The 19,351-nt window shown below is 69.5% G+C and carries 14 protein-coding genes; 4 read left to right on the forward strand and 10 right to left on the reverse strand.

The window, feature by feature from the left end; translation table 11 throughout:
* Positions 1-295 precede the first annotated feature (295 nt).
* The 3 genes from ACFYZQ_RS38795 to thyX all read right to left on the reverse strand — a co-directional run bounded on the left by ACFYZQ_RS38795 (position 296) and on the right by thyX (position 4,006).
* Positions 296-1,981, reverse strand: coding sequence for a ribonuclease J (locus tag ACFYZQ_RS38795; protein WP_389158695.1), 1,686 nt, complete (start codon positions 1,979-1,981; stop codon positions 296-298).
* A 166-nt stretch (positions 1,982-2,147) separates the two neighbouring features.
* Positions 2,148-3,047, reverse strand: coding sequence for a 4-hydroxy-tetrahydrodipicolinate synthase (gene dapA / locus ACFYZQ_RS38800; protein WP_389158698.1), 900 nt, complete (start codon positions 3,045-3,047; stop codon positions 2,148-2,150).
* 218 nt (positions 3,048-3,265) lie between these two features.
* The gene (gene thyX / locus ACFYZQ_RS38805; RefSeq protein WP_389158701.1) at positions 3,266-4,006 is read right to left on the reverse strand and encodes an FAD-dependent thymidylate synthase; all 741 of its coding nucleotides are present in this window, start codon (positions 4,004-4,006) and stop codon (positions 3,266-3,268) included.
* A gap of 210 nt (positions 4,007-4,216) precedes the next feature.
* Between thyX and ACFYZQ_RS38810 the strand changes: the two genes are divergently transcribed.
* Complete coding sequence (locus ACFYZQ_RS38810) at positions 4,217-4,453, forward strand: hypothetical protein (RefSeq protein WP_389158704.1); 237 nt, start codon at positions 4,217-4,219, stop codon at positions 4,451-4,453.
* A gap of 90 nt (positions 4,454-4,543) precedes the next feature.
* Complete coding sequence (locus ACFYZQ_RS38815; RefSeq protein ID WP_389158707.1) at positions 4,544-5,098, forward strand: hypothetical protein; 555 nt, start codon at positions 4,544-4,546, stop codon at positions 5,096-5,098.
* Positions 5,099-5,177: 79 nt separating this feature from the next.
* On the opposite strand, the gene ACFYZQ_RS38820 is transcribed toward ACFYZQ_RS38815, so the two are convergent.
* The 5 genes from ACFYZQ_RS38820 to rpsO form a co-directional block, all read right to left on the reverse strand.
* The gene (locus ACFYZQ_RS38820; RefSeq protein WP_389158709.1) at positions 5,178-5,630 is read right to left on the reverse strand and encodes a hypothetical protein; all 453 of its coding nucleotides are present in this window, start codon (positions 5,628-5,630) and stop codon (positions 5,178-5,180) included.
* A gap of 16 nt (positions 5,631-5,646) precedes the next feature.
* Positions 5,647-6,399 (reverse strand): 4-hydroxy-tetrahydrodipicolinate reductase, encoded by a 753-nt coding sequence (dapB, locus tag ACFYZQ_RS38825; RefSeq protein ID WP_389158712.1) that lies wholly within the window; start codon positions 6,397-6,399, stop codon positions 5,647-5,649.
* Between the two features lie 36 nt (positions 6,400-6,435).
* Positions 6,436-7,815, reverse strand: a complete 1,380-nt coding sequence (locus tag ACFYZQ_RS38830) for a M16 family metallopeptidase (protein WP_389158715.1) — start codon at positions 7,813-7,815, stop codon at positions 6,436-6,438.
* Positions 7,812-10,046: a polyribonucleotide nucleotidyltransferase gene (locus ACFYZQ_RS38835; protein WP_389158718.1), complete on the reverse strand. Its 2,235-nt coding sequence runs from the start codon at positions 10,044-10,046 to the stop codon at positions 7,812-7,814. The genes ACFYZQ_RS38830 and ACFYZQ_RS38835 overlap by 4 nt, the downstream gene beginning before the upstream one ends.
* A 337-nt stretch (positions 10,047-10,383) precedes the next feature.
* Positions 10,384-10,671, reverse strand: a complete 288-nt coding sequence (gene rpsO / locus ACFYZQ_RS38840; protein ID WP_133047446.1) for a 30S ribosomal protein S15 — start codon at positions 10,669-10,671, stop codon at positions 10,384-10,386.
* 359 nt (positions 10,672-11,030) lie between these two features.
* Here rpsO and ACFYZQ_RS38845 point away from each other — a divergent pair, with 359 nt between their 5' ends.
* Positions 11,031-11,321, forward strand: coding sequence for a DUF397 domain-containing protein (locus ACFYZQ_RS38845; RefSeq protein ID WP_389158721.1), 291 nt, complete (start codon positions 11,031-11,033; stop codon positions 11,319-11,321).
* Positions 11,322-11,388: 67 nt separating this feature from the next.
* Here ACFYZQ_RS38845 and eccD read toward each other — a convergent pair whose 3' ends face one another.
* Complete coding sequence (eccD, locus tag ACFYZQ_RS38850; RefSeq protein ID WP_389158724.1) at positions 11,389-12,894, reverse strand: type VII secretion integral membrane protein EccD; 1,506 nt, start codon at positions 12,892-12,894, stop codon at positions 11,389-11,391.
* A 334-nt stretch (positions 12,895-13,228) separates the two neighbouring features.
* On the opposite strand from eccD, the gene eccCa reads away from it, so the two are divergent.
* Positions 13,229-17,203 carry a type VII secretion protein EccCa gene (gene eccCa / locus ACFYZQ_RS38855; RefSeq protein ID WP_389158727.1) on the forward strand — a complete coding sequence of 1,325 codons (3,975 nt, stop codon included), beginning with the start codon at positions 13,229-13,231 and terminating at the stop codon, positions 17,201-17,203.
* A 69-nt stretch (positions 17,204-17,272) separates the two neighbouring features.
* Here the strand turns inward: eccCa and ACFYZQ_RS38860 are convergent, their stop codons facing one another.
* Positions 17,273-19,348, reverse strand: coding sequence for a protein kinase (locus ACFYZQ_RS38860; protein ID WP_389158730.1), 2,076 nt, complete (start codon positions 19,346-19,348; stop codon positions 17,273-17,275).
* Positions 19,349-19,351 lie beyond the last annotated feature (3 nt).

Raw genomic sequence — 19,351 nt, forward strand, 5'->3', positions numbered from 1 at the left:
TTCCTCCGGGCGCTTCCCTTCGGTCTTGCGTTTCCGACTCTATCAGATCTTTTCTCGATCCGATTTCCTCGGTGCTTTCCAGGTTTCCCGCTCTCGCGGTTTCCCTTTCCGGCGGATCCGACTTTATCAGAAGTTCCGAGTCGGATTTTCCGCCCGGCCCGGGAGACCGACATGCAGCGCATGAAGCACTTGGGTTCCCGATCGGGCGGAGCCGTAAACGTACTGGAGCGGGGTGCCTCGATGCAAATCGAGGCACCCCGGTCCGGGTTCACGCCTACGAGGGGTCGTACGCGGGTCAGACCTCCACGACGACGGGCAGGATCATCGGCCTGCGGCGATACGTGTCCGAGACCCACTTGCCGAGAGTCCGGCGGACGAGCTGCTGGAGCTGGTGGGGCTCCACGACACCGTCCTGGGCGGACCGCTCGAGCACTTCCGTGATCCTGGGGACGACGTCCGCGAAGGCGGAGTCCTCGATGCCGGAACCGCGGGCCTGGATGTGCGGGCCGCCGGTGATCTTTCCGGTGGACGAGTCCATGACGACGAAGACCGAGATGATGCCCTCGTCGCCGAGGATCTTCCGGTCCTTCAAGGCCGGCTCGCCCACGTCACCGACGGAGAGGCCGTCGACGTACACGTAACCGGCCTGGACCTTGCCGGAGATCTTCGCCTTGCCCTCGACGAGATCGACGACGACGCCGTCCTCGGCGATCACGATCCGGTCGTGCGGGACTCCGGTGAGGGCGCCCAGCTCGGCGTTGGCCCGCAGGTGGCGCCATTCGCCGTGCACCGGCATCAGGTTCTTGGGCCGGCAGATGTTGTAGAAGTACAGCAGCTCGCCCGCGGAGGCGTGGCCGGAAACGTGCACCTTGGCGTTGCCCTTGTGGACGACGTTCGCGCCCCAGCGGGTCAGGCCGTTGATCACGCGGTACACCGCGTTCTCGTTCCCGGGGATCAGCGACGACGCCAGGATGACGGTGTCACCCTCCACGATCCTGATCTGGTGGTCGCGGTTGGCCATGCGGGAGAGCGCGGCCATCGGCTCGCCCTGGGAGCCCGTGCAGACCAAAACCACCTCGTGGTCCGGGAGGTCGTCGAGCGTCCTGACGTCGACCACCAGACCCGGCGGCACCTTGAGGTAGCCCAGGTCCCGGGCGATGCCCATGTTGCGGACCATCGAGCGGCCGACGAAGGCGACCCGGCGGCCGTACTCGTGCGCCGCGTCCAGAATCTGCTGGATGCGGTGGACGTGGCTGGCGAAGCTCGCCACGATGATCCGCTTGCGGGCGCCCGCGAAGACCTGGCGCAGGACGTTGGAGATGTCCCGCTCGGGCGGGACGAACCCCGGGACCTCGGCGTTCGTCGAGTCGGCGAGGAGGAGGTCGATGCCCTCCTCGCTCAGCCGCGCGAACGCGTGCAGGTCGGTCAGACGGTTGTCCAGCGGGAGCTGGTCCATCTTGAAGTCGCCGGTGTGGACCACCATGCCGGCGGGTGTGCGGATGGCGACGGCCAGCGCGTCGGGGATGGAGTGGTTGACCGCGACGAACTCGCAGTCGAAGGGACCGATGCGCTCCCGGTTCCCCTCCGCCACCTCGAGGGTGTACGGACGGATGCGGTGCTCCTGGAGCTTGGCCTCGATGAGCGCGAGGGTCAGCTTGGAGCCGATCAGCGGGATGTCCGGCTTCTCGCGGAGGAGGAAGGGGACGCCGCCGATGTGGTCCTCGTGGCCGTGCGTGAGGACGATGCCCTCGATGTCGTCGAGGCGGTCTCTGATGGACGAGAAGTCCGGCAGGATCAGGTCGATTCCGGGCTGCTCCTCCTCGGGGAAGAGCACTCCGCAGTCGACGATCAACAGACGGCCGCCGTACTCGAAGACCGTCATGTTCCGGCCGATCTCGCCGAGGCCGCCGAGCGGGGTGACCCGCAGGCCGCCTTCGGGGAGCAGTGGGGGCGGACCCAGTTCAGGATGCGGATGACTCAAAAGACCCTCCTCACCACGCGCGCCACGTACCGGTGGGGCACGTGGCGCGCATGACGTTCGTGCAGAAGCAGTTGTCGTTGTGGAATGCGGGCACCGGTGGCCCGCTCATTCAGTTGGTGTTCAGTTGTGGAGCCCTGGTGCGCGGCGGGCCGCGCGAAGTCTGTTGTCAGAGCTGTACCCCGCCGGCAGCAAGATCGATCTTGAGCTGGGCGACCTCTTCCGGTGTGAGCTCGACCATGGGGGCGCGCAGTGGTCCGGCGGGCAGGCCCTGGAGCGCGAGCGCCGCCTTGGTGGTCATGACGCCCTGCGTGCGGAACATGCCGGTGTACACCGGGAGCAGCTTCTGATGGATCTCGGTCGCCTTCTGGACGTCACCGGCGACGAAGGCCTCCACGAGGGCCCGCAGGTCGGGTGTGACCACGTGGCCGACCACCGAGACGAAGCCGACCGCGCCCACGGAGAGCAGCGGCAGGTTGAGCATGTCGTCGCCGGAGTACCAGGCGAGGCCGGACTGGGCGATGGCCCAGCTGGCGCGGCCGAGGTCGCCCTTGGCGTCCTTGTTGGCGACGATTCTCGGGTGCTCGGCGAGGCGGACGAGTGTCTCGGTGTTGATGGGGACGCCGCTGCGGCCGGGGATGTCGTACAGCATGACCGGCAGCTCGGCGGCGTCGGCGACGGCCTTGAAGTGCCGGTACAGGCCCTCCTGAGGGGGCTTGTTGTAGTACGGGGTGACGACCAGCAGGCCGTGGGCGCCCACCTGCTCGGCGGCGCGGGCCAGCTCGATGCTGTGGCGGGTGTCGTTGGTGCCGACACCGGCCACGACGTGGGCACGGTCGCCGACCGCCTCCAGTACGGCTCGTACGAGGTCCGTTTTCTCCGCGTCGCTGGTGGTGGGGGACTCGCCGGTGGTGCCGTTGATGATCAGGCCGTCGTTGCCTGCGTCCACCAGATGCGAGGCGAGCCGCTGCGCGCCGTCGAGGTCGAGTGCGCCGTCCGCCGTGAAGGGCGTGACCATGGCGGTGAGGACCCGCCCGAAGGGGGTCTGCGGAGTGGAGGTCGGAGCCATGGCTTACACGCTACTCGCTGCTCAGTGAGTGGTCTGCCCACGGGGTACCGGAGAAGTCCGGACAAATATGGAACCCGGCACTGCCTGCTCGGGGGTTCAAGCAGTGCCGGGTCCGTTCGATCAGGCTAGATGAACTTCTCCAAATGCCGCAATACGGACACTTCGCTGGGCTGGCCGTACATCTGTGTCGGACCAGGGCCTGTCCGACGGATCAGGCCCTAGGGGGCCACCCGTCCGTTGGCGTTGAAGGCGGCGTAAGTGAGCGGCATGAGCTTGGCCCACTCGGCCTCCATCCGTTCGCCGACCATCTCGATCTCCCGCTGCGGGAAGGACGGCACCTTGGCCAGCTCGTGCTGGGTGCGCAGGCCGAGGAAGTGCATCAGGGAGCGGGCGTTGCATGTGGCGTACATGGAGGAGAACAGGCCGACGGGGAGGACCGAACGGGCCACCTCGCGGGCGACGCCGGCGGCGAGCATCTCCTGGTAGGCCTCGTAGGCCTGCCGGTAGGAGTCCTCCATGACGCGGCCGACCAGCTCCTGCTGCGCCTGGGTGCCCTCGACGAAGACGTACTTGCCGGGGCGGCCCTGCTGGACGAGCTTGCGGGACTCGTCGGGGACGTAGAAGACCGGCTGCAGCTCGCGGTAGCGGCCGCTCTCCTCGTTGTACGACCAGCCCACCCGGTGCCGCATGAACTCGCGGAAGACGAAGATCGGGGCGCTGATGAAGAACGTCATCGAGTTGTGCTCGAAGGGGCTGCCGTGCCGGTCCCTCATGAGGTAGTTGATCAGGCCCTTCGAGCGCTCCGGGTCCTTGTTCAGCTCGTCCAGGGACTGCTCGCCGGCCGTGGAGACACGGGCGGCGAACAGCACGTCCGCGTCGGACGCGGCGTGCTTGACCAGCTCGACGGTCACGTCACTGCGGAAACTCGGCTTGAGGTCGTCGGAGGGGGTGTCGGTCACGGCTCGGAGGGTCCTTCCCATTACTTCTGTCGGGCGGCGCCCACTCTACGGCCCGGCACTGACATCGGGGCGTTCGGTGCCCGGACGCGACTTTTCGGTGAAGTTCTGTGAATCCGGGGCAAGCGGGCACCTTCTGGGGGACCCGTGCGTCTGTGCTCTAAGAGACATCCGTTCGACCCAAGATTCGACCCAAGAGGAGATGCGACCCCGATGTTCCGTCGGCGCGAGCCCGTACCCTTCGCCTTCCTCGCCGAAGCCGACAGTTTCCGCAGTAACGTGGCGCCCCCGGCCCCTGAGCGGGCCTCCGCCGGCCAGATAGCCGGGCGCTGGCTGCTGGCCCTGACCATCATCGCGGGGCTGGTGGGCTCCCTGGTCATCGGCATGCCGGCGCTGTCGACCCCGACCGCCACGCAGACCCAGCAGTCACAGGCGTCGCAGGGGCACTGACCCTTCCGGACCCCCTCGGGTGGTGGGCAGGGACACAGGCGGATAGCCTCACCGGGCACAGCTTGTGCATGGATTGAGTGAGGACCAGCCATGCCCCTGCCCTTCCTGACGGTCGACCGCACCTTCGAGGCGGCATCCGACAGCGCGCTGCCGTACGACGACCGCGAGCGCTGGCGACGGCCCTACCGGCCCGGCCCGTGGCGCGTGGCCGTGGCGGCGCTGTGCCTGATGCTCGCCTCGTTCGTGCTCTTCGCCGCGGTCCTCATCGCCCTGACGGGCTCGGCGTCCTCCGCCGGGACGGTCTTCGCCATCGCGCTGGTGATCATCGTCGGCGCCCTGCGGCTGCTGCGCATGGGTGTGTGGGTGAGCGGGCGTGGGGTGCGACAGGTGGGCTTCTTGCACACGCGCACGGTTCCCTGGGAGCGGGTCGTCACGGTGCGCACGTTGCAGCAGCCGGTGCGCTGGCTGGGGCTGCCGCGCACGGTGCAGGGGCAGGCGCTGACCCTCGTACGCAGGGATCGCGGCGCACAGGACGCGCCGCCGCTGCTGACCACGCACGGCCTGGACTTCCTCGCCCGGGTCTCCGCCTTCGACCGGGCGGCGGGCGCGGTGCAGGTGTGGGCGGCGGAGTACGCGCGGGGCTGACCTGCTGGTTCCGAGGAACAACGTGAAGGGGGCCGGTCCGCAGCGGTGCGGACCGGCCCCCTTCGCGTCGGCGTACGGCTCAGACCTGGACGGCTTTGCCGTCGTGCAGGGCGATCGCCCGTTGCATCGCCTTGCGGGCGCGCGGGGTGTCGCGGGCGTCGTGGTAGGCGACGGCGAGGCGGAACCAGCTGCGCCAGTCGTCGGGGGCCGCCTCCGTCTCGGCCTTGCGCTTGGCGAAGACCTCGTCGGCAGAGTCGCGGTCGATGCGGCCGCCGGGGGTGCGCTTCAGCTCGTCGACGGGCAGCCCGCCCTCGGCGTCGAGTTCGGCGGCGAGCTGGTTGGCCTTGCGGACGAACTGGGTGTTCTTCCACAGGAACCACAGGCCGATCACCGGCAGGATCAGGACCGCGACCCCGAAGGTGACGGTGAGGACCGTGCCGGACTGGATGAGCATGACGCCGCGGCTGCCGACCAGGACGAAGTAGAAGACCAGGACGGCGGCCGTGACGGTGTAGGAGATCTTCGCGCGCATGTCGGCAGGCCCCGTGTCACCCGAGGTCCAGGAAGTGCTCCAGGCCGAAGGTCAGGCCCGGAGTGGTGACCACGCGGCGCACGCCGAGCAGGATGCCCGGCATGAAGCTGCTGTGGTGGAGGGAGTCGTGGCGGATGGTGAGGGTCTCCCCCTCGCCGCCCAGCAGCACCTCCTGGTGGGCCAGCAGACCGCGCAGGCGGACGGCGTGCACGGGGACACCGTCCACATTCGCCCCGCGGGCGCCGTCCAGGGCGGTCGCCGTGGCGTCCGGAGCCGGCGCGGTGCCGGCCTGGCGGCGGGCCTCGGCGATGAGCTGGGCGGTGCGGGTGGCGGTGCCGCTGGGGGCGTCCACCTTCTTCGGGTGGTGCAGCTCGACGACCTCGACGGACTCGAAGTACGGCGCGGCGATCTGCGCGAACTTCATCGTCAGCACGGCCCCGATGGAGAAGTTCGGCGCGATGAGCACGCCGGTCTCCGGGGACTGGGCCAGCCGCTCCGTCAGCCGGGCGACGCGGTCGTCGGTCCAGCCCGTCGTACCGACGACCGCGTGGATGCCGTGGCGCACGCAGAAGTCGAGGTTGTCCATCACCGAGGCCGGGGTGGTCAGCTCGACCGCGACCTGGGCTCCGGTCTCCGCCAGGGTCTCCAGCTTGTCGCCCCGGCCGAGGGCGGCGACCAGCTCCATGTCCTCGGCGGCCTCGACGGCCCGTACCGCCTCGGAACCGATGCGTCCCTTGGCTCCGAGGACCGCCACACGCAGCTTGCTCATGTCTGTTGCTTCCTTAGCGAGGGATGGCGGAGGGATTCACGCCACGGCTTCGTGCAGCCGTGCGGCCTGCTTGTCCTTCAGCGGGCCGATGACCGACAGCGACGGGCGCTGTCCCAGGATGTCGCGCGCCACCGCGCGTACCTCGTCCGGGGTGACCGCCGCTATGTGGGCCAGCATGTCGTCGACGGACATCTGCTCGCCCCAGCACAGCTCGCTCTTGCCGATACGGTTCATCAGCGCGCCGGTGTCCTCGAGGCCGAGGACCGTGGAGCCCTGCAGCTGGCCGATGGCGCGGCCGATCTCGTCGTCGGACAGACCGTGCCCGGCCACGTGGTCGAGTTCGTCCCGGCAGATCTTCAGCACGTCGTGCACCTGGCTCGGGCGGCAGCCCGCGTACACGCCGAACAGGCCGCAGTCGGCGAAGCCGGAGGTGTACGAGTACACGCTGTAGGCCAGGCCGCGCTTCTCGCGGACCTCCTGGAACAGGCGGGAGGACATGCCGCCGCCGAGTGCCGCGTTCAGTACCCCCATGGCCCAGCGACGGTCGTCCGTGCGGGCGATGCCGGGCATGCCGAGGACGACGTGCGCCTGCTCGGTCTTGCGGCTGAGCAGCTCGAGGCGGCCCGCTGTGCGGAGGCCGCGCCGGCCACCCCGGGGGGCGACGGGAGTGGCGCTGTCGCCGTTGAAGGCGCCCGCCTTCTCGAAGGCGGCGCGGACCTGTCGTACGACCTTGTTGTGGTCGACGTTTCCGGCGCACGCGACCACGAGGTGGGTGGGGTCGTAGTGCTTCTTGTAGAAGCGGCGGATGCGGTCGGCGGTGAGGGCGTTGACCGTGTCGACCGTGCCGAGGACGGGACGGCCGAGGGGGTTGTCGCCGAACATCGTGTGCGCGAACAGGTCGTGCACGCAGTCGCCCGGGTCGTCCTCGGTCATGGCGATCTCTTCGAGGATCGCGCCGCGCTCGACGTTGACGTCCTCTTCGAGGATCAGCGAGCCGGTCAGCATGTCGCAGACCACGTCTATGGCGAGCGGCAGGTCGGTGTCGAGCACGCGCGCGTAGTAGCACGTGTACTCCTTCGCCGTGAACGCGTTCATCTCGCCGCCGACGGCGTCGATGGCGGCGGAGATGTCCAGGGCGGAGCGGCGCTGCGTGCCCTTGAAGAGCAAGTGCTCCAGGTAGTGCGTGGCGCCGTTCAGGGACGGCGTCTCGTCGCGGGAGCCGACGTGCGCCCAGATGCCGAAGGTGGCGGAGCGGACGGAGGGCAGGGTCTCGGTGACGATGCGCAGGCCACCGGGGAGGGTGGTCTTGCGGACCGTGCCGATGCCGCTGGTGCCCTTGATGAGGGTTTGGGTACGGGCGACGGCCCGCGCCTCGGAAGAGGTGCGGGCCGTCGCCTTGGAGCTACGGGACGTCACTGCTCGGCGTCGTCCTTCTTCGTCTCGGAGCCGCTGTCGGCGGCGTCTTCCTCGCCCTCGATCACCGGAACGAGGGAGAGCTTGCCGCGGGAGTCGATCTCGGCGATCTCGACCTGGACCTTCTGGCCCACACCGAGGACGTCCTCGACGTTCTCCACGCGCTTGCCGCCGGCGAGCTTGCGGATCTGCGAGATGTGCAGCAGACCGTCCTTGCCGGGCAGCAGGGAGACGAACGCGCCGAAGGTGGTCGTCTTGACGACCGTACCCAGGTAGCGCTCGCCGACCTCGGGCATCGTCGGGTTGGCGATGCCGTTGATCGTGGCGCGGGCGGCCTCGGCGGCCGGGCCGTCGGAGGCGCCGATGTAGATCGTGCCGTCGTCCTCGATGGTGATCTCGGCGCCGGTGTCCTCCTGGATCTGGTTGATCATCTTGCCCTTGGGGCCGATGACCTCACCGATCTTGTCGACCGGGATCTTCACGGTGATGATCCGCGGCGCGTTCGGGGACATCTCGTCCGGCTTGTCGATCGCTTCCATCATCACGTCGAGGATGTGGAGACGGGCGTCGCGGGCCTGCTTCAGCGCCGCGGCCAGGACGGAGGCCGGGATGCCGTCCAGCTTGGTGTCGAGCTGGAGGGCGGTCACGAAGTCCTTCGTGCCGGCGACCTTGAAGTCCATGTCGCCGAAGGCGTCCTCGGCACCGAGGATGTCGGTGAGGGTGACGTAGTGCGTCTCGCCCTCGATCTCCTGGGAGATCAGGCCCATGGCGATGCCGGCGACCGGGGCCTTCAGGGGCACACCGGCGTTCAGCAGCGACATGGTGGAGGCGCAGACCGAGCCCATGGACGTCGAGCCGTTGGAGCTCAGCGCCTCGGAGACCTGGCGGATCGCGTAGGGGAACTCCTCGCGCGTCGGCAGCACCGGCACGAGGGCGCGCTCGGCGAGGGCGCCGTGGCCGATCTCGCGGCGCTTCGGGGAACCGACGCGGCCGGTCTCGCCGGTGGAGTACGGCGGGAAGTTGTAGTTGTGCATGTAGCGCTTGCGGGTCACCGGGGAGAGGGTGTCCAGCTGCTGCTCCATGCGGAGCATGTTGAGGGTGGTGACGCCCAGGATCTGGGTCTCGCCACGCTCGAACACCGCGGAGCCGTGCACCCGCGGGATGGCCTCGACCTCGGCGGCCAGCGTGCGGATGTCGGTGACACCGCGGCCGTCGATGCGCTTCTTCTCCTTGATGACGCGCTCACGCACCAGGGCCTTGGTCAGGGAGCGGTACGCGGCGGAGATTTCCTTCTCTCGGCCCTCGAACTCCGGCAGGAGCTTCTCGGCGGCGAGCTGCTTGACGCGGTCCAGCTCGCTCTCGCGCTCCTGCTTGCCCGCGATGGTGAGCGCCTGGGCGAGCTCGGGACGGACCGCGGCCGTCAGGGCCTCGAAGACGTCGTCCTGGTAGTCCAGGAAGATCGGGAACTCGCCGGTCGGCTTGGCGGCCTTGGACGCGAGGTCGGCCTGGGCCCGGCACAGCACCTTGATGAAGGGCTTCGCGGCCTCCAGACCGGCGGCGACGACCTCCTCGGTGGGCGCCTCGGCGCCGCCCTCGACCAGCTTGATGGTCTTCTCGGTGGCCTCGGCCTCGACCATCATGATCGCGACGTCGCCGTCCTCCAGGACGCGGCCGGCGACCACCATGTCGAAGGCGGCGTCCTCGAGCTCGGTGTGCGTCGGGAACGCCACCCACTGGCCGCGGATCAGCGCGACGCGGACGCCGCCGATCGGACCGGAGAAGGGCAGACCGGCCAGCTGGGTGGACGCGGAAGCGGCGTTGATCGCCACGACGTCGTACAGGTGGTCGGGGTTGAGCGCCATGATCGTGGCGACGACCTGGATCTCGTTGCGCAGGCCCTTCTTGAAGGACGGGCGCAGCGGACGGTCGATCAGACGGCAGGTGAGGATCGCGTCCTCGCTCGGCCGGCCCTCACGGCGGAAGAAGGAACCGGGGATCTTCCCGGCCGCGTACATGCGCTCCTCGACGTCGACCGTCAGCGGGAAGAAGTCGAGCTGGTCCTTGGGGTTCTTGGAGGCGGTGGTGGCCGACAGCACCATGGTGTCGTCGTCCAGGTACGCCACGGCGGAGCCGGCGGCCTGCTTGGCCAGGCGGCCCGTCTCGAAGCGGATGGTGCGGGTGCCGAAGGCGCCGTTGTCGATGACGGCCTCGGCGTAGTGGGTCTCGTTCTCCACTAGCGTCTTCTCCTCGTCTTCGTCCCTCCTCGCCCGTGTGGCGGGGGGACGGTGGCGGAAAAGCGCTCCGTCTGGTGCGGGCCGGTCTTCGATCGAAGCACCCGGGGCTCCCCCCGGGGGCCACTACCGAGGACCGGCGGCGGCGCGGTGCGCTTCTCCATTTCGTTGTCGTGCTCTGTTGTCGTGCTCTGTTGTCGTGCTCTGTTGTCGTGCCGTGTCGTCCGTATTGCGTTGTGCTACCACACTACAAAGCGCCAGGGACACTCTGCACGTTTCCGCACGTACGGCAAAGGGAGCGGCCCCCGATCCTTCCGGGAACCGCTCCCTTCACGGCGTCTTACTTGGCGCCCGCCGCACCACGGCGGATGCCGAGGCGGTCGACCAGCGCACGGAAGCGCTGGATGTCCTTCTTCGCCAGGTACTGCAGCAGGCGACGGCGCTGACCGACCAGGATCAGCAGGCCGCGGCGGGAGTGGTGGTCGTGCTTGTGGGTCTTGAGGTGCTCCGTCAGGTCGGAGATCCGACGGGACAGCAGAGCGACCTGGACCTCGGGGGAGCCGGTGTCACCCTCCTGGGTACCGAACTCGGAGATGATCTGCTTCTTCGTAGCGGCGTCGAGCGACACGCGTACTCCTCGTAGTCTGTGAGTGGCCACCGAGTGCCCCCGGTCTTCATCTCGGGGAGCTTCCGTTACTCGGGAGCCCGGGATCCGCCGGCGCGGCCTCCAGCGCCCGCAGGGGGTGCCCGCGTGGCTCCGAGGGTGCGTACACGAACGGCCGTCACTCAGGGTACCAGGGTCGACGCGCACTCCTGACAGGGGCGCCAGGTGCGCTCCGGGCGAGGGCCGGCGGCCGCGACGGCGTCGCCACGCTCCGTCACGAGTGGACATCGGCAAACGTCTGAGCTGGGACAACAATGACAAGTAGGGTGTCTGCGCAGCTCGTTGGTACAGCTCACTGGTACTGAAGGAAGGACCTGGTCACGATGGCCGACGCCGAGGAACTCAAGGCACGCAAGGAACGGGAGCGGGACGAGCTGTACGCGCTCGACATCTCCGGCGTCGAGTGGCACTGCGCGCCGGGCACGGAGGAGCACGAGGAGCGGGTCGAGATCGCGTACCTCCCCGAAGGCGCGGTGGCCATGCGGTCCTCCCTCGACCCGGAGACCGTCCTGCGGTACACGGAGGCGGAGTGGCGGGCGTTCGTCCTGGGGGCGCGGGACGGGGAGTTCGACCTGGAACCGGCGCCGCACAACGGGGGGCTCGCGGCGGAGTGAGCCAACCGTAGAGAAAGGGCGGCACGCGTGCGTGCCGCCCTTTGGCTGTCCCCTCTGGCTGCGGCCTCTAGCTGGTCATCGCCCGAGCCTGCGCGTACACGTCGAACACGGCCAGCGCGAGCGGGATAAGCGTCAGCAGGACGAAGCTCTCGGCGACCTCCAGGAAGCGCCCCCAGAAGGGGGTGAGACCGCGCCGTGGGGTGATCAGGCCGATCGCGGTGACCAGGACGGTGGCCGCGCCGACCGCCGCGGCGAGCCAGACGCTGCGGATGTCCAGGGCGTTCGCGTCGCCCTGGAGGGCCTCGATCACATAGCCCCGGGGCGGGTTCAGGGCGAGCCCCAGGCCGAGGAAGACGATCGCGGCGAGACCCGCGGCCAGGGTGGCGCCGACCTGCGCGGTGTAACGGAATAGGTGTGCCCGCATCAGCATCGCCACACCGGTCGCGAGGGCCAGGAGCTGGGCCCAGGTGTTGCTGGAGAAGCCGAGGACGATCGACGCGCCCACCGCGACGAGGGCGCAGCCCCCGACGAGGCCGACGAGGAGTTCGTGGCCGCGCCGGGCCTGGGCGGCCACGCGCTCGGCGTCCACGGGCTCGTGCCGGGCGGGCTCGCCGGTGTCGTAGCCGCCGCGGGAGGGGTTGGGCGGTTCGAAGCCGATGGGCAGCCGTGCGAAGCGCATGGACAGGCCCGGCAGGAAGGCCAGCGCGACGACGGACAGCGGGGCGCAGACGGCGGCCGTCTCGATGGGCTTCAGCTCGGTGAGGATCGCGATGAAGGTGGTGACCAGACCGATGGCGGAGGCGAAGAGGAACGCCACGAAGGGCCCGTCGCCGCCCGGCGACACCAGGGTGAGCACCAGGGAGGCGACGAGGACCGCGGTGCAGGCGAGCAGGAACTGAAGCCGTCCGATGCCCTGGCCGTCGGAGAGCGGCAGCAGCCCCGAACCGGCCACGGCGACGTTCGGCAGGGCACCCAGTCCCAGTGCGACGGCGGAGCCCCGGTCGTCGTACACACGCGCGCGTACACACGCGATGGTGATCAGGAGGACGCCGGCGACGCCCGCGATGATGCCCTGCAGGCTGTTCATGTCGTGGCGGATCTGGGAGCTCCAGGCCACGAACGCGAGCAGCGCGGGCAGGATGCCGCCCGCGACGAGACCGGCGGCACGGGTGAGGTCGCCGCTCCACAGGGCGCGGTCGCGGGTGACGGCGGAGGCCACCGCCTCGGAGACGTCGTCGACGACGGCGGGCGGCAGCGATTCGGCGAACGGGCGCAGGGTGAGCAACTCGCCGTCGAGGATGCGCTGCGCCGTGAAGGACCGGGCCCCGTCGAGGACGGTGCCGTCACGCCGTACGAGGTGGTAGCCGACCGGCGCGCCCTCGGCGGGGTCCTGCTGGGACAGGCGAAGGATCTCCGGGTACAGGTCGGCGACCGGTACGTCGTCGGGCAACGCCACGTCGATACGGCTGTCGGGCGCCACGATGGTGACCCGGCAGAAGCCGAATCCCATGCCCGACCCGGAAACCGCGGTGCCCGGTCCACCGGTCGCGCCGGCCGGCGCGGAGGCCGTCATGCTCACCTGATGTTCCCCCTCGTCGGTGGTGAGGCGGTCAACGTGCGCTCCGCACCTTCCGCCCGTAAAAATCCTGTGTAGGTTGTGCGTTGCCGTCCCCTCTACCCGACAACCGAGCGGTCGCATCCGGGGTTTACGGGGACGCACTTGCTTCGGACCGTTGCGGATTGCCCGGGTTTTCCCGGAACGATTCGCAACTGCTCACCCGTCTCCTCGGCACCCTACCGCCCGACGTCGTCAGCCGTTGTCAGTAGGATCGCGCTTCGCGATCGACGTCCGTCTGACACGGGGCGGCGGACGAGAAATCTCGGTCCGGCAAGGGAATTGGTGCGTAGTGAGCCACATCGTCGTCAAGCGCCCGCCGCGGGCACTGCCGAAGGAAGTGCCCACGGACGAGGTCGTACTGCAAGCTCCGCCGGAACTTCCGCGCGGGCAGCAGGAAGGCGCTCTGATGCAGCTCCTGCCCATGCTCGGCATGGGCGGGTCCGTGGTGTTCTTCTTCAACCCCCAGGCCCAGCCCTTCATGAAGATCATGGGCCTGGTGATGGTGGCCTCGACGATCGCCATGGGCATCTCGATGCTCGTCCGCTACCGACGCGGCAACCAGGGGCAGATGGCCGACATGCGCCGTGACTACCTCCGCTACCTGTCCCAGACCCGGCGCTCCGCCCTGGGCACCGCGAAGGCCCAGCGCGACGCCCAGTACTACCTGCATCCTTCACCGGAGCAACTGTGGGCGCTGGTCGCCGAGGGCAGCCGGGTGTGGGAACGACGCACGGGTGACGAGGACTTCGGGCAGGTGCGGGTGGGTCTCGGCCCGCAGGCCCTGGCCACTCCCCTGATCCCGCCGCAGACCGCCCCGGTGGACGAGCTGGAGCCGCTGACCGCGGGCGCCATGCAGCGTTTCATGGCCACGCACAGCACCCTCGACGACCTGCCGATGGCGGTGTCGCTGCGCGCCTTCTACCACGTGACGATCAGCGGCGAGCCGGACGCCGTGCGCGGCACCGCCCGTGCCGTCTCCGCCTCCCTCGCCTCGCTGCACTCCCCCGAGGACCTGGTCATCGCCGTCGTCACCGGGCGCGCGTCGGCGCCCGAGTGGGAGTGGGCGAAGTGGCTGCCGCACGTGCAGGCCCCGGGCCTGGCCGACGGCGCCGGCAGCATGCGCCTGATCACCACCGACCCGGTGGAGCTGGAGGACCGGCTCGCCTCCCGTCTGCAGGGCCGCCCTCGCTTCCATCCCGATGGACCACCCGTCGCCGAGCAACCGCACCTGGTGGTCGTGCTCGACGGCATCTCCCTTCCGCCCTCGTCGTTGCTGGCCAGTCCCGAGGGCCTGCAGGGCGTGACGGTCCTGGAGGTCGTGCCGGGCGACCTCACCACCGGCCGCGGCGACCTCTCCGTCATCGTCCATCCCGACGAGCTGCGCCTGGAGTCGGCGCACGGCATGGTCTACGAGGGGACGCCGGACGTCCTGTCGTACGAGGCCGCGGAGGCTCTCGCCCGCCAACTGGCCCCGCTGCGGGTGGCGTCGGGCGGTGACGACGACGAACCGCTGCTCGCCAACCTGGAGTTCACGGATCTGCTGAACCTGGGCGACGCGGCCTCCGTCGACCCGAAACGGACGTGGCGGCCGCGCTCGCAGTCGGAACGGCTGCGCGTGCCGATCGGCCTCGGCGAGGACGGCCGGCCCGTGATGCTCGACCTCAAGGAGGCGGCGCAGGAGGGCATGGGGCCACACGGCCTGTGCGTCGGTGCGACCGGTTCCGGCAAGTCGGAGCTGCTGCGTACGCTGGTTCTCGGTCTCGCGGTGACCCACTCCTCCGAGACGCTGAACTTCGTCCTCGCCGACTTCAAGGGTGGTGCCACGTTCGCGGGCATGGCCCAACTGCCGCACGTGGCGGCCGTGATCACCAACCTCGCGGACGACCTGACCCTCGTCGACCGCATGGGTGACTCGATCCGAGGTGAGCTCAACCGCCGTCAGGAGATGCTGCGCGACGCGGGCAACTACGCGAACATCCACGACTACGAGAAGGCCCGGGCGGCGGGCGCACCCCTCCAGCCGATCCCGTCGCTGGTCCTGGTGATCGACGAGTTCAGCGAACTGCTCACCGCCAAGCCGGACTTCATCGAGATGTTCGTGCAGATCGGCCGCATCGGCCGTTCGCTCGGCGTGCATCTGCTGCTGGCCTCGCAGCGTCTGGAGGAGGGCCGGCTGAGGGGCCTCGAGACCTACCTGTCGTACCGGATCGGTCTGCGGACGTTCTCTGCGGCCGAGTCACGCGCCGCGCTCGGCGTCCCGGACGCCTACGAGCTGCCGAACATCCCGGGTTCCGGTTTCCTGAAGTTCGGCACGGACGAAATGGTGCGCTTCAAGGCGGCGTACGTCTCCGGGGTGCATCGGACGAGTTCGCAGCAGGCCGCGGCGCTCGGCGGCCCGATGCCCGTCGACCGCAGGCCGGTCCTCTTCACGGCGGCCGAGGTGCCGGTGCAGTACGCGCCGATCCCGCAGCAGCGCCAGGACTCGCCCGAAGAACGGCAGGACGACGCGCTCGCCGACACCGTGCTCGACGTGATCGTGCGGCGTCTGGAGGCGCAGGGGCCGGCCGCGCACCAGGTATGGCTGCCCCCGCTGGACAGCCCGCCGTCGCTCGACGCGCTGCTGCCGGGGCTCGCCCCGGTGCCCGGCCGCGGCATGACCCAGCCGGGCTACGAGGGCGCGGGCCGCCTCGTCATCCCGGCCGGTCTCATCGACAAGCCCTACGAGCAGCGGCGCGACCCGCTGATGGTCGACTTCGGCGGCGCCGCCGGCCACATGCAGATCATCGGCGGCCCGCAGTCCGGCAAGTCCACGCTGGTGCGCTCGATCATCGCGGCTTTCGCACTCACCCACACCCCGCGGGAAGTGCAGTTCTACGGCCTGGACTTCGGCGGTGGCGGCATGGCCGCGGTGGCCGGCCTGCCGCACGTGGGCGGTGTCGCCTCGCGCCTGGACCCCGAGAAGGTCCGGCGTACGGCCGCCGAGGTGTACGGCATCATGACCCGCCGCGAGGAGTACTTCCGCTCCTCGGGCATCTCCTCCATCGCCGAGTTCCGCTCCCGCCGCGCCCGGGGCGACATCTCGGTGACCGACCAGCCCTGGGGCGACGTCTTCCTGGTCATCGACGGCTGGGGCAACTTCCGCACGGACTACGAGGCCCTGGAGCCGCTGGTCCTGGACATCGCCGCCCGCGGCCTCGGCTACGGCATCCACGTGATCATCACGGCGTCGCGCTCGATGGAGGTCCGCGCCAACCTCAAGGACCACCTGATGAACCGCCTCGAACTGCGGCTCGGCGACCCCATGGACTCCGAGATCGACCGCAAGGTGGCGGCCAACGTCCCCACCGGGGTCCCCGGGCGCGGTCAGACCCCGCACAAGCAGCACTTCATGGCGGCGGTCCCCCGCATCGACGGCCTCTCCTCCGACACGGACCTCGCGGAGGCGACGACCGCCCTCGCCGCCGAGGTCACCCGCCACTGGCAGGAACCCGGCGCACCCGAGGTACGCCTCCTCCCCCGCGAGCTCCCGGCGGCCCAACTGCCCCCGGGCGACCGTTTCCCCCACCGCGGCATCTCCTTCGCCCTCGACGAGGACAACCTCGAGCCGGTGTTCGTGGACTTCGAACAGGACCCGTTCTTCCTGGTGTTCGGTGAGAGCGAGTCCGGCAAGTCGAACCTGCTGAAGCTGCTGATCAAGCGGCTCACCGAGCGCTACGACGGCAACACCTGCAAGCTCTTCGTCGTGGACAACCGGCGTTCGCTCCTCGGGGTGACCCCGGAGTCCCACCTGGCGGCCTACATTCCGATGTCGAACCAGATGCAGCACCACATGGACGCCCTGTCCGAACTGATGCAGCGCCGCACCCCGACGGCCGACGTGACCCCGGAGCAGTTGCGCAACCGCAGTTGGTGGCGAGGCCCCACGGTGTACGTCGTCATCGACGACTACGACCTCGTGTCCACGTCGAGCGGCAACCCGCTGGCGGGCCTGACGGAACTCCTGCCCTTCGCCCGCGACGTCGGCGTCCGCTTCATCATCGCCCGCTCCACGGCGGGTGCGAGCCGCGCCGGCTACGAGTCCTTCATGCAGCGCATCAAGGAACTCGGCGCCCAGGGTGTGGTCCTCGCGGGTGATCCGGCCGAGGGCGACCTGCTCGGAGGAGTGCGGCCGCGGCCGATGCCGGCGGGGCGGGGCGTCTTCGTGTCCCGGAAGCGGGGGAAGCCGATGGTGCAGGTCGGGCTGGTCGAGGACGAGAACGTGTGAGCAGGTGACGAAGCCTGCAGTTCCTGCGAGGTCGCGAAGGCTCTTCTCCTGCCTTCGCGACCTCGTGGGTCAGAAGACCGGTAGCGCGCAGAGCAACTCGTCGTTCCGGATGAAGGCTCTGTTGCCGTCGACCGCGATGCCGTGGTGCTCGGCTTCGGGCAGTTCGTAGGACCAGACCGGGTATCCGTTGTCCACGTTGACGGTGTTCACCTGAGTCTTGTAGGAGTCGTCGATCGTCCACACACCGGTGCCCTGTACCAAGACGGGACTGCCGTCTTTACGGGAAGTCCAGATGGTATTGCCGTCGCTGCTGCGGCGACGTTCGGGAAACATCCCGCCGAGTGCGTAGACGGAGTCTCCATGGACGCTCGGCGGGCCCCACTCCGCGCGCGCCTTGTACATGTCCCTGGTCGCGCGGGACCAGATCTCCTTGCGGTCGGTGATCCTCAACGCGGTCAACGTCTTGCCGTTGACGTACACGATCCCGTCCTGCGCGACGGGGCTGAGCGAGGCCTTCTCCGCTTGGTGGCGCAGCTCCCAGACCAGATGGCCGTTGGCCGTCGCCACGGCCAGCACATGACCGTCGACCGTCGAGAGCACCAGGCGCCCGCTGTCCACGGCTGCCCTGACGGAGAGCTTGCCCCGATACCGCGCCGGAACCTCGGCGGTCCAGCGGATCCGGGCGTCCGAGCGTCCCACACTGCGCAGCCGATGGTCCTTCGTCACGACGTACACCGCATGCTCGTCCGCGGTCAGCAGGGCCGCCGCATCGGCTGCCGCCGTCCATTTGGGTTCACCCGTGGAGGGGACGTACGTACGCAACACCCCCTTGGCGTCGAGGGTCACGACGAGGCGGTCGGACAGCGACAGGTAGTGGTCGGGCTGTACGTCCTCCACCTTCCACCGCAGCTTTCCGTCGACGACGTTGTAGGCGCCGATACCGCCGTAGAGCCCGATCACGACGACGTCCCTGACGGGCAACGGGGCGCGGGACTTGCCGTCCACCGCCGCATCGGTGCTCCACAGCGGCTTCGGGGAATCATCGACCATGTAGTCACCGTCATCCGCCACCAGCAGACGGGCGTTCGGTGTCTTCACGGCAGTAGGGATGTCGAACAGGTTGTCCTTCTTCTGGCTCGCCCGCGACCGGAGCAGCCACCACCCCGTCGTGCCGCCCCCTGCGGCGAGCACCGTGCCGCCGGCTGCCAAGCCGGTGAGCAGACGCCGCCTGGTCACGGTCGTCACCGTGCCCGTCGTGGGCGGCGCGGTGAGCTCTCGGACCAGTCTTTCCCGTTCCTTGATGTCGTCCGCGACCAGGCCTCTTCGCCACACCCGGTCGCTGTTCTTCGGCGGCGCGAACGCCGTGGCGATCTGCCCGGGGACGGGCCGGGACGCACTGTCCTTGGCCAGGCAGGGAGCGATGAGCGCGTACAGCTCAGGAGTCAGGCCGTCCCAGCGCGGCTCGCCATGGACCACCTCGTACTGAACGGCGGCCACGTGCCCGCCCTCGAAAGCGCGCCGACCGGTGGCCGCGTAGACGAGGACAGCGCCCAGGGAGAACACGTCGGCGGCAGGTGTCACGCGCTGGCCCAGCACCTGCTCAGGTGCGCCGTACCCGGGCGTGACGGGGATCTGGCCGGTCGTAGTCAGCGTCAGGCCGTGCTCGGGGCGCGCGATGCCGAAGTCGATGACCCGGGGGCCGGTCGACGTCAGCACGATGTTCTGGGGTTTGAGGTCGCGGTGGATGAAGCCTGCGGCATGAATGTCCGCCAGGGTGCGCGCGATGGACGCCGCGAGGGCGCGTACGCCCGTCTCGTCGAGTGGCCCGTGTTTCTCGACCGCCTCGTCCAGGGTCGGGCCGGTGAGGAACTCGGTGGCGATCCAGGGGCGACCGCCCTCGGTCTGTGCACCGAGGACCGCGGCGACGCCCGGACTCCGTACCGCCTGTGCCGCGAGCGCCTCCCGCACGAAGCGCCGACTGAGACCGGAGTCGTGGGCGAGTTCAGGGCGCAGCACCTTCACCGCGGCGGCCGTCGCAGCACCGTCCTGGCCGACGTACACCTTGCCCATACCGCCTTCGCCCAGGACTCCGAGCAGACGGTACGGGCCGAGACGGATAGGATCGCCGACACCCAGGGGTTTCATCGT

Source organism: Streptomyces sp. NPDC001843, from assembly GCF_042891955.1.
Classification (GTDB): Bacteria; Actinomycetota; Actinomycetes; order Streptomycetales; family Streptomycetaceae; genus Streptomyces.

Excerpts from the sequence above, each read along its gene's own strand:
- dapA (WP_389158698.1), bottom strand. The coding sequence starts at position 3,047 with ATGGCTCCGACCTCCACTCCGCAGACCCCCTTCGGGCGGGTCCTCACC.
- ACFYZQ_RS38810 (WP_389158704.1), top strand. The coding sequence starts at position 4,217 with ATGTTCCGTCGGCGCGAGCCCGTACCCTTCGCCTTCCTCGCCGAAGCC.
- ACFYZQ_RS38815 (WP_389158707.1), top strand. The coding sequence starts at position 4,544 with ATGCCCCTGCCCTTCCTGACGGTCGACCGCACCTTCGAGGCGGCATCC.
- ACFYZQ_RS38820 (WP_389158709.1), bottom strand. The coding sequence starts at position 5,630 with ATGCGCGCGAAGATCTCCTACACCGTCACGGCCGCCGTCCTGGTCTTC.
- dapB (WP_389158712.1), bottom strand. The coding sequence starts at position 6,399 with ATGAGCAAGCTGCGTGTGGCGGTCCTCGGAGCCAAGGGACGCATCGGT.
- ACFYZQ_RS38845 (WP_389158721.1), top strand. The coding sequence starts at position 11,031 with ATGGCCGACGCCGAGGAACTCAAGGCACGCAAGGAACGGGAGCGGGAC.
- eccD (WP_389158724.1), bottom strand. The coding sequence starts at position 12,894 with ATGACGGCCTCCGCGCCGGCCGGCGCGACCGGTGGACCGGGCACCGCG.
- ACFYZQ_RS38860 (WP_389158730.1), bottom strand. The coding sequence starts at position 19,348 with ATGAAACCCCTGGGTGTCGGCGATCCTATCCGTCTCGGCCCGTACCGT.